Raw genomic sequence first — 7,605 nt, forward strand, 5'->3', positions numbered from 1 at the left:
CGATATGGCGAGCATTCTCGCCTAAATGAGTGTCCGGTTTCATTAGACCACTACACACCGCTCGATGTACAGAAGTATCCAGTCCTCCTTGATGTGCAGGCGCACCGCCTTCATCAGCAACCCATGATTGATCTGATCGAAGGCTGCCTTGATATCAAACTCCACCACCCAGTCGTATCGCCAGCAGCGCTCACGCGTGATCGCCACCGCCTGCTTCGCTGATCGTCCCGGCCGGTACCCATAGGAGTCCGAGTGGAAGATCGAGTCCAGCTCCGGCTCGATGAGAAGCTTGACCACGGTTTGCGCGACACGATCACCAACCGTGGGCACTCCCAGCTTGCGCGTGCCTCCCGATGCCTTGGGAATTTCTACTTGCTTGACCGGAGGCGGGAAGTACGACCCCGACGACATCCGATTCCACAGCTTGTAGAGATTCTTAGACAGATCCCGCTCGAAATCGGCGATGGTTTCATCGTCGATGCCGGCAGCACCGCGGTTGGCCCTGACCTGCTGGTAGGCGTCCCATACCGTGCGTTTCGCTATGTCATAAGGTTTCGCCGAGCTCACGCCACTCATCCCCGGAGGTTGGCAACGCTCGTCGGCCGGATAACGCCGCCCCTTCGCTCCACCTCCATTACAGAGGCTTCATCGCTACTACGGGAAGCTCCGCCCCTCGTTCCAGCATCGGTATTCTTCCTCATGGTGTTGGCCATTTGTCATTTTCCTTCGCATCTGGAACAAGGTTCTCACGTTCCGTACCAAAGCCTGTATGAAGATCATGCCGCCTATACACCGGCTGCCATCGGGTCCGTAAGCAGGTAACGCCCCGACTTGTCCTGAAGCCAGTACTCCACCTCAGTTTCGGCAGCACCTTGGGCATAACGATGCGTCATCGGACGGTTTGCTTTCGCTCATCTTCTCCATACTCACCTGCCATCCTCAGGGATGACTTTTCCTCGGTCGCTCACCACCACACCTTTTGGATGCAGCAGCACCGGGTGGTTTGAAGTCCGCTCCTGCAAGCCGACTTCGGAAGGCCTACTTCCATCTTCGGCACAGCAGCACAGGTCATCTGACCTGTGTTCGTGACACACAATACTGGTTTCCCTTCTTGGTCTGGTGCATTTCCGGGTCGCGCTTGCCGTCCTTGTTCTTGGTCGAACTGGGCGCATTGATCAGCGTTGCATCGACGATGGTGCCCTGGCGCAGCGACAGGCCGCGGTCGCCCAGAGCCATTGATGACAGCGAGGATGCCGGCCGCCAGCTCGTGTTTCTCCAGCAAGCGGCGGAAGTTGAGAATGGTGGTTTCGTCGGGGATGCGCTCCAGGTTCAGCCCGGCAAACTGGCGCAGGATCGTGGTTTCGTACAGCGCTTCCTCCATCGCTGGATCGCTGTAGCCGAACCAGTTCTGCAGCAGATGCACACGCAGCATCGCCATCAACGGGTAGGCCGGACGGCCACCTTCACCCTTCGGATAATGTGGCTCGATCAAAGCAATCAAGCCCTTCCACGGCACCACCCGATCCATCTCGATCAGGAACAACTCCTTGCGGGTTTGCTTGCGCTTGCCAGCGTACTCGGCGTCGGCGAAGGTCATCTGCTTCATCGGGAAACTCGGTGGGTGGAATCCGGGTATTTTGCCAAAATCTGGAAGTCTTCTTCAGAGTTTCCCTAGTGTGCGCTCTCTTGCTTGGATGGCATTACGTTCTGGCCCAACGTTACTGTAGCGAATCCGCAGCAGTATCAATCAAAGCCTCCTGTATCCCGCGTGAAGAAAGACGCTACGTTGCGCCCGTTCTTCCACGGCTTCGCTTGCCGCCCCGCTACGGCAGATTCGAAGTATTCATCGAAATGTCATCCTTTAGAAACAGTGCGTTAACAAGGAATTTCTACCCTTTGCATCGCGAACCGCAATTGTGCGGCCAGCAATATTGCGAAAGGTGATCAAATGACGCCCCATCCGATACAGGACGCCGTGCTGCGGGTCGACCGGTTGAGCGTCGTCTATCCAGGCGGCGTGACAGCCCTACGCGATACCTCGATTGCATTTCGGCGTGGTGAGTTCACCGTGCTGCTTGGTCTCTCGGGCGCAGGCAAGTCGACCTTGCTCCGTAGTCTCAATCGACTCGTCACGCCCACTGGCGGCAGTGTCACCAGCGAACTCGGTGAACTCGGCAGCGGCTCGGCCTTGCGTCAGCATCGTCGGCGTACCGCCATGATCTTTCAGCACCACCAGCTAATCGAACGTCAAAGCGCACTGGCTAATGTGCTTACCGGTCGGCTGGCCTTTCACAACACGCTCCGCTCGCTGTTTCCTCTGCCGCGTGCCGATCAGGAGATTGCGCTCAGTTGCCTCGCTCGGGTCGGTCTGGCAGACAAGGCGCTAAGCCGGGTGGACAAACTGTCCGGTGGCCAGCAGCAGCGGGTAGGCATCGCGCGTGCGCTAGCGCAACAGCCGGCGATCATTCTGGCCGATGAGCCGGTAGCCAGTCTCGACCCGGCCACTTCGGTCCGTGTTCTCGGATTGCTGCGCGACATCTGCAAGGAAGACGGCATCACCGCCATCGTTTCGCTGCATCAACTCGAATATGCCCGCCGCTTCGCCGATCGCGTCGTCGGGCTGGCCGATTCTCAGATCGTTTTCGATGCCGCGCCCTCGGAACTCACCGATGCGCAGCTTGAGCGCATCTATGCAGGCCGCTCTACGACTCAGCCAGCGAATGCTCCGGCTGAACCACCTGTCATGCTCGAACCTTCACTGGAGATGTCCCGATGAAACGCTTATCCGCGCTCTTATTGACTTGCTTGCTGTCCGCTGTTTCAAGTTTGTCCGCCCTAGCGGCCGATGCCGATCCGGATGTGCTAAAGGTTGCCCTGCTGCCGGACGAAAACGCCTCCGAGCTGATCAAGCGTAACCAGCCGCTGAAGGATTATCTGGAAGAGCATCTGGACAAGAAGGTGCAGCTGATCGTAACCACCGACTATTCCTCGATGATTGAGGCGATGCGCTTTGGCCGTATCGACCTGGCGTATTTCGGTCCGCTGTCCTACGTCATGGCCAAAAGCAAAAGCGACATCGAGCCCTTCGCTGCCATGGTCATCGACGGCAAGCCGACCTATCGCTCGGTGATTATCGCCAATGTGGCGTCAGGCGTGAATGAGTATGCCGACCTTAAGGGCAAGAAGATGGCCTATGGTGACCGGGCATCGACGTCCAGCCATTTGATTCCCAAAGCCGTGCTTCTTGAGACGGCCGGTTTGACGGGTGGGCAGGACTACGAACAACATTTTGTGGGCACGCATGACGCCGTTGCCGTCAACGTGGCGAACGGCAACGCCGATGCGGGTGGGCTGTCGGAGGTAATTTTCAATCACGCAGTCGAACGTGGCCTAATCGATCCGAGCAAGGTGAAAGTACTTGGTTACAGCGGCGAATACCCCCAGTACCCCTGGGCGATGCGCTCGAACCTGAGCCCCGAGCTGAAAACCAAGGTGCGGGATGTATTCGTCGGTATCGACGATCCCGAAGTGCTGCGCAACTTCAAGGCCGAGGCCTTCGCGCCAATCACCGACGCCGACTACGATGTGATCCGCAACATGGGATCGCTGCTCGGCCTCGACTTCGCCACGATGTGAGCACCGATATGTCTACTCATTACGACGTGCAGGCGCTGCCTGCAGAGCAACGCGAGCACATCCTTCGAGGCTTCGGCCTCGGTTGGTGGCGCCAGCTGGGGCAGGTGGCGATTGTATTCGGAGTGGTGCTGTTGGCCTGCTGGTACGTGGGGCTGCTCGATGCCACCACGCTGCTGAACGGGCTGCCCTCCATCGCGACCCTGGCAGGCGAGGCCATGCCGCCAGACTTTTCGGGCTATCGAAGCTGGATTCGCCCCTTGATCGACACCTTGGCGATGAGCATCGCCGGTACGGCCATCGCAGTGGTGTTCTCGCTGGTGGTGGCCTTCGTTGCAGCGCGCAATACGGCGCCGCACCCCCTTGTGTTCGGTGTTGCCCGGGTGCTGCTCAATGCCCTGCGGTCGGTGCCGGAGCTGATCATGGGCATCATCTTCGTTGCAGCCGTAGGGTTCGGCGCCTTGCCGGGCGTGCTTGCCCTGGGTCTGCATTCGGTCGGCATGGTCGGCAAGTTCTTCGCCGAGGCCATCGAGCACGTCGACGAAGCGCCGGTGGAAGCCGCTCGGGCGGCGGGGGCTACGCCGATGCAAGTGCTGCTGCACGCGGTTTTGCCACAGGTGACGCCGCAGTTCGCCGACGTGGCGATCTACCGCTGGGAATACAACTTTCGCGCCTCCACCGTGATGGGCATGGTTGGCGCCGGCGGTATCGGCTTCGAACTCATGGGCTCGCTGCGCATCATGCAGTACCAGGAGGTTGCAGCAATCCTGCTGGTCATCCTGGCCATGGTCACGCTAGTAGACGCCTTCAGTGGCGTGCTGCGCAAACGTTTCAAATAGGACAAACCATGCTGCCGAAACTCGTTATAACTCACCGAGTACACGATGAGATCCTGCAACTGCTGGCGCCACATTGCGAGCTGATGACCAACCAGACCGACAGCACGCTGCCGCGCGAGGAAATTCTGCGCCGCTGCCGCGATGCTCAGGCGATGATGGCGTTCATGCCCGATCGGGTCGATGCAGACTTTCTTCAAGCCTGCCCTGAGCTGCGTGTAGTCGGCTGCGCGCTCAAGGGCTTCGACAATTTCGATGTGGACGCCTGTACTGCCCGCGGGGTCTGGCTGACCTTCGTGCCTGATCTGTTGACGGTCCCGACTGCCGAGCTGGCGATCGGACTGGCGGTGGGGCTGGGGCGGCATCTGCGGGCAGCAGATGCGTTCGTCCGCTCTGGCAAGTTCCAGGGCTGGCAACCACAGTTCTACGGCACGGGGCTGGATAACGCTACGGTCGGCATCCTTGGCATGGGCGCCATCGGACTGGCCATGGCTGATCGCTTGCAGGGATGGGGCGCGACCCTGCAGTACCACGAGGCGAAGGCTCTGGATACACAAACCGAGCAACGGCTCGGCCTGCGCCGGGTGGCGTGCAGCGAACTCTTCGCCAGCTCGGACTTCATCCTGCTGGCGCTTCCCTTGAATGCCGATACCCAGCATCTGGTCAACGCCGAGCTGCTTGCCCTCGTACGGCCGGGCGCTCTGCTTGTAAACCCCTGTCGTGGTTCGGTAGTGGATGAAGCCGCCGTGCTCGCGGCGCTTGAGCGAGGCCAGCTCGGCGGGTATGCGGCGGATGTATTCGAAATGGAAGACTGGGCTCGCGCGGACCGGCCGCGGCTGATCGATCCTGCGCTGCTCGCGCATCCGAATACGCTGTTCACTCCGCACATAGGGTCGGCAGTGCGCGCGGTGCGCCTGGAGATTGAACGTTGTGCAGCGCAGAACATCATCCAGGCATTGGCAGGTGCGCGCCCAATCAACGCTGCGAACCGTCTGCCCAAGGCCGAGCCTGCCGCATGTTGAATCCGGTCTGGCTGAAGAGCCTGGTAGCGATCGTTCAAACAGGCAGTTTTCAGAGCGCGGCGAGGGCGTTGGGGCTGGCCCAGCCGACGGTGTCGCAGCACTTGCAGAAGCTTGAAGAGCAGGTCGGCGTAACGCTGGTGCAGCGCAGTCGTAGCGGCTGCCAGCCTACCACACGGGCGCTGGCCTTCATGCCGCATGCGACCGCCTTGCTCGACATGCACGCCCGGGCGCTAGAAGCCCTGCATGGCAATCGTGAGCGCGTCGGGGCCAGCTCCAACATCGGCACCTACCTTCTCCTGCCATTCGTGCGCAACTATCTGACGACCGCAAATGAGAGGGGCGAGGTGGATCTGCGCATCGCCGCCAACCCGGATGTGGCCGACCAGCTACTGGCGGGCCAGCTCGACGCCGCGATCATGGAATGGTGGCTACCTCACCCCGACTTCGAACACCGCCTCTGGCGGGTCGAGCCGCTGGTGCTTATCGTCAGCCCCGACCATGCGCTGGCTGAAGCAGGGTGCATAGAACGTGATCGTCTGGTGGACCTGCCGATGCTGGGAGGTGAACCGGGTAGCGGTACCGGACGGCTTCTGACCGAATACTTTGGCGAACTGGGCGTGCCTCGCAGCGGTATGCAGCTAGGCAGCACCGAGGCAGTCAAACAAGCAGTGAGGGCGGGACTCGGCGTGTCGTTGGTGATGGCTTCCGCAGTACAAGACGAAGTTCGCAGTGGCGCGCTGGTAGCTCTTCCCATCCCGGGGCTTGAAAAGCGTCTCCAACTGATCTGGCGCAAACCTCCCGGAAATCTGCACCCGCCGGGATTTGTGCGGCACTTATTGGAGGAGGCAGATCTAGCTGGATAAGGTGATGGATGGTTGCGATCCAGCGCTTGGCTTGTCAGCCTAGGGAAACTCTGAAAAAGACTTTCTGATTTGGCAAAATACCGCGACCCCACCCACCGAGTTTCCCGATGAAGCAGATGACCTTCGCCGACGCCGAGTACGCTGGCAAGCGCAAGCAAACCCGCAAGGAGTTGTTCCTGATCGAGATGGATCGGGTGGTGCCGTGGAAGGGCTTGATTGCTTTGATCGAGCCACATTATCCGAAGGGTGAAGGTGGCCGTCCGGCCTACCCGTTGATGGCGATGCTGCGTGTGCATCTGCTGCAGAACTGGTTCGGCTACAGCGATCCAGCGATGGAGGAAGCGCTGTACGAAACCACGATCCTGCGCCAGTTTGCCGGGCTGAACCTGGAGCGCATCCCCGACGAAACCACCAGGTGTCAGTTGGTCGAGATTGGGCGAGGAAGTCATGCCGCTGATTGTGCCAGAGCAGGCGATCAGCGCAGATAAAGCGATGGGCTAATGGCCGGCGCTACAGCACTGTGATCGCACCGGCTGCACCAACCCGCTGCCAAGGTAAACCGAGCACCAAAGCCTGAAGCTGCTCGGTGTCGAGTTCAACTTCCGAGCCGCGGTGGATGCCTGGCCAGTGAAACTTGCCCTGGTTCAATCGCCGCGCGGCCAGCCAGATCCCTACACCGTCATGCACCAACACTTTCATGCGGTTGGCGCGGCGGTTGGCGAACAGATAAGCACAGTGCGGCTTCGCCGCACCGAATACCTCCACTACACGGGCCAATGCGGTCTCGGTGCCGGCGCGCATGTCCATCGGCTCAGTGGCAAGCCAGATGCTATCGATGCGGATCACGGGGCAAGCCCCCGGACAAAGCGGGCGCAGCCGTCAGGATCGGACACTGGCCATTTCACTGTGACTGACTGCTCGCCAAGCGATAGCTCAATAATCACCGATGCTGCAGTCGGCCGTTTGGGCGTAGCCCTCAATGGAACGAACGCCGGCAACGCCGCGGGTAGCTGATCTCGGTAAAGCGGTAGCCATTTTCGAATGACGTTGGCGTTGATGCCATGGCGGATGGCAACGCTGGAGACGGTCGCACCCGGTTGTAGGCATTCCTGAACGACCTGGACCTTGAACGGTTCGGGGTAAGAGCTTCGTTGGCGCATGGAAATCCTAACGTTAAGGACGAACGCGTCCGCTTAAAAATGATCTGACCCCGAAATGTTGGACATCAACATTGGGGGGTGTCATGAAAAA

The 7,605-nt window shown here is 60.0% G+C and carries 7 protein-coding genes and 3 pseudogenes; 6 read left to right on the forward strand and 4 right to left on the reverse strand.

Going from position 1 to position 7,605, the window contains the following annotated elements:
* Positions 1-48: 48 nt before the first annotated feature.
* A pseudogene (locus ACODSV_RS35555) lies at positions 49-576 on the reverse strand (reverse transcriptase domain-containing protein); the annotation flags it as partial.
* Between the two features lie 519 nt (positions 577-1,095).
* A pseudogene (locus tag ACODSV_RS35560) lies at positions 1,096-1,606 on the reverse strand (IS5-like element ISPst7 family transposase); the annotation flags it as partial.
* 342 nt (positions 1,607-1,948) lie between these two features.
* On the opposite strand from ACODSV_RS35560, the gene phnC reads away from it, so the two are divergent.
* The 6 genes and pseudogenes from phnC to ACODSV_RS35590 form a co-directional block, all read left to right on the forward strand.
* Entirely contained in the window at positions 1,949-2,776 is an 828-nt protein-coding gene (gene phnC, locus ACODSV_RS35565; RefSeq protein WP_003118432.1) for a phosphonate ABC transporter ATP-binding protein, read from the forward strand.
* Entirely contained in the window at positions 2,773-3,636 is an 864-nt protein-coding gene (gene phnD / locus ACODSV_RS35570) for a phosphate/phosphite/phosphonate ABC transporter substrate-binding protein (protein ID WP_010562501.1), read from the forward strand. Before phnC ends, phnD begins: the two co-directional genes overlap by 4 nt.
* Before the next feature lie 8 nt (positions 3,637-3,644).
* Positions 3,645-4,472, forward strand: a complete 828-nt coding sequence (phnE, locus tag ACODSV_RS35575; protein ID WP_010466252.1) for a phosphonate ABC transporter, permease protein PhnE — start codon at positions 3,645-3,647, stop codon at positions 4,470-4,472.
* An 8-nt stretch (positions 4,473-4,480) separates the two neighbouring features.
* A complete protein-coding gene (gene ptxD / locus ACODSV_RS35580; RefSeq protein ID WP_003127732.1) occupies positions 4,481-5,491 on the forward strand; it encodes a phosphonate dehydrogenase PtxD in 1,011 nt (336 codons plus the stop codon).
* Positions 5,485-6,354, forward strand: coding sequence for a LysR family transcriptional regulator (locus tag ACODSV_RS35585; RefSeq protein WP_003127731.1), 870 nt, complete (start codon positions 5,485-5,487; stop codon positions 6,352-6,354). The genes ptxD and ACODSV_RS35585 overlap by 7 nt, the downstream gene beginning before the upstream one ends.
* A gap of 107 nt (positions 6,355-6,461) precedes the next feature.
* Positions 6,462-6,767 (forward strand): annotated as a pseudogene (locus ACODSV_RS35590) (IS5/IS1182 family transposase); the annotation flags it as partial.
* Positions 6,768-6,864: 97 nt separating this feature from the next.
* Here ACODSV_RS35590 and tnpB read toward each other — a convergent pair.
* Both tnpB and tnpA read right to left on the reverse strand, forming a co-directional pair.
* On the reverse strand, positions 6,865-7,200 hold the full coding sequence (gene tnpB / locus ACODSV_RS35595; RefSeq protein ID WP_010562499.1) for an IS66 family insertion sequence element accessory protein TnpB: 336 nt from the start codon (positions 7,198-7,200) through the stop codon (positions 6,865-6,867).
* Positions 7,197-7,514: an IS66-like element accessory protein TnpA gene (tnpA, locus tag ACODSV_RS35600; RefSeq protein WP_010562498.1), complete on the reverse strand. Its 318-nt coding sequence runs from the start codon at positions 7,512-7,514 to the stop codon at positions 7,197-7,199. Before tnpA ends, tnpB begins: the two co-directional genes overlap by 4 nt.
* Positions 7,515-7,605 lie beyond the last annotated feature (91 nt).

The organism is Pseudomonas sp. FG86, from assembly GCF_057808775.1.

What these genes read in the sequence shown, in the direction of transcription:
- phnD (WP_010562501.1), top strand. Translation starts at nt 2,773, where the DNA reads ATGAAACGCTTATCCGCGCTCTTATTGACTTGCTTGCTGTCCGCTGTT.
- phnE (WP_010466252.1), top strand. Translation starts at nt 3,645, where the DNA reads ATGTCTACTCATTACGACGTGCAGGCGCTGCCTGCAGAGCAACGCGAG.
- phnC (WP_003118432.1), top strand. Translation starts at nt 1,949, where the DNA reads ATGACGCCCCATCCGATACAGGACGCCGTGCTGCGGGTCGACCGGTTG.
- ACODSV_RS35585 (WP_003127731.1), top strand. Translation starts at nt 5,485, where the DNA reads ATGTTGAATCCGGTCTGGCTGAAGAGCCTGGTAGCGATCGTTCAAACA.
- ptxD (WP_003127732.1), top strand. Translation starts at nt 4,481, where the DNA reads ATGCTGCCGAAACTCGTTATAACTCACCGAGTACACGATGAGATCCTG.
- tnpA (WP_010562498.1), bottom strand. Translation starts at nt 7,514, where the DNA reads ATGCGCCAACGAAGCTCTTACCCCGAACCGTTCAAGGTCCAGGTCGTT.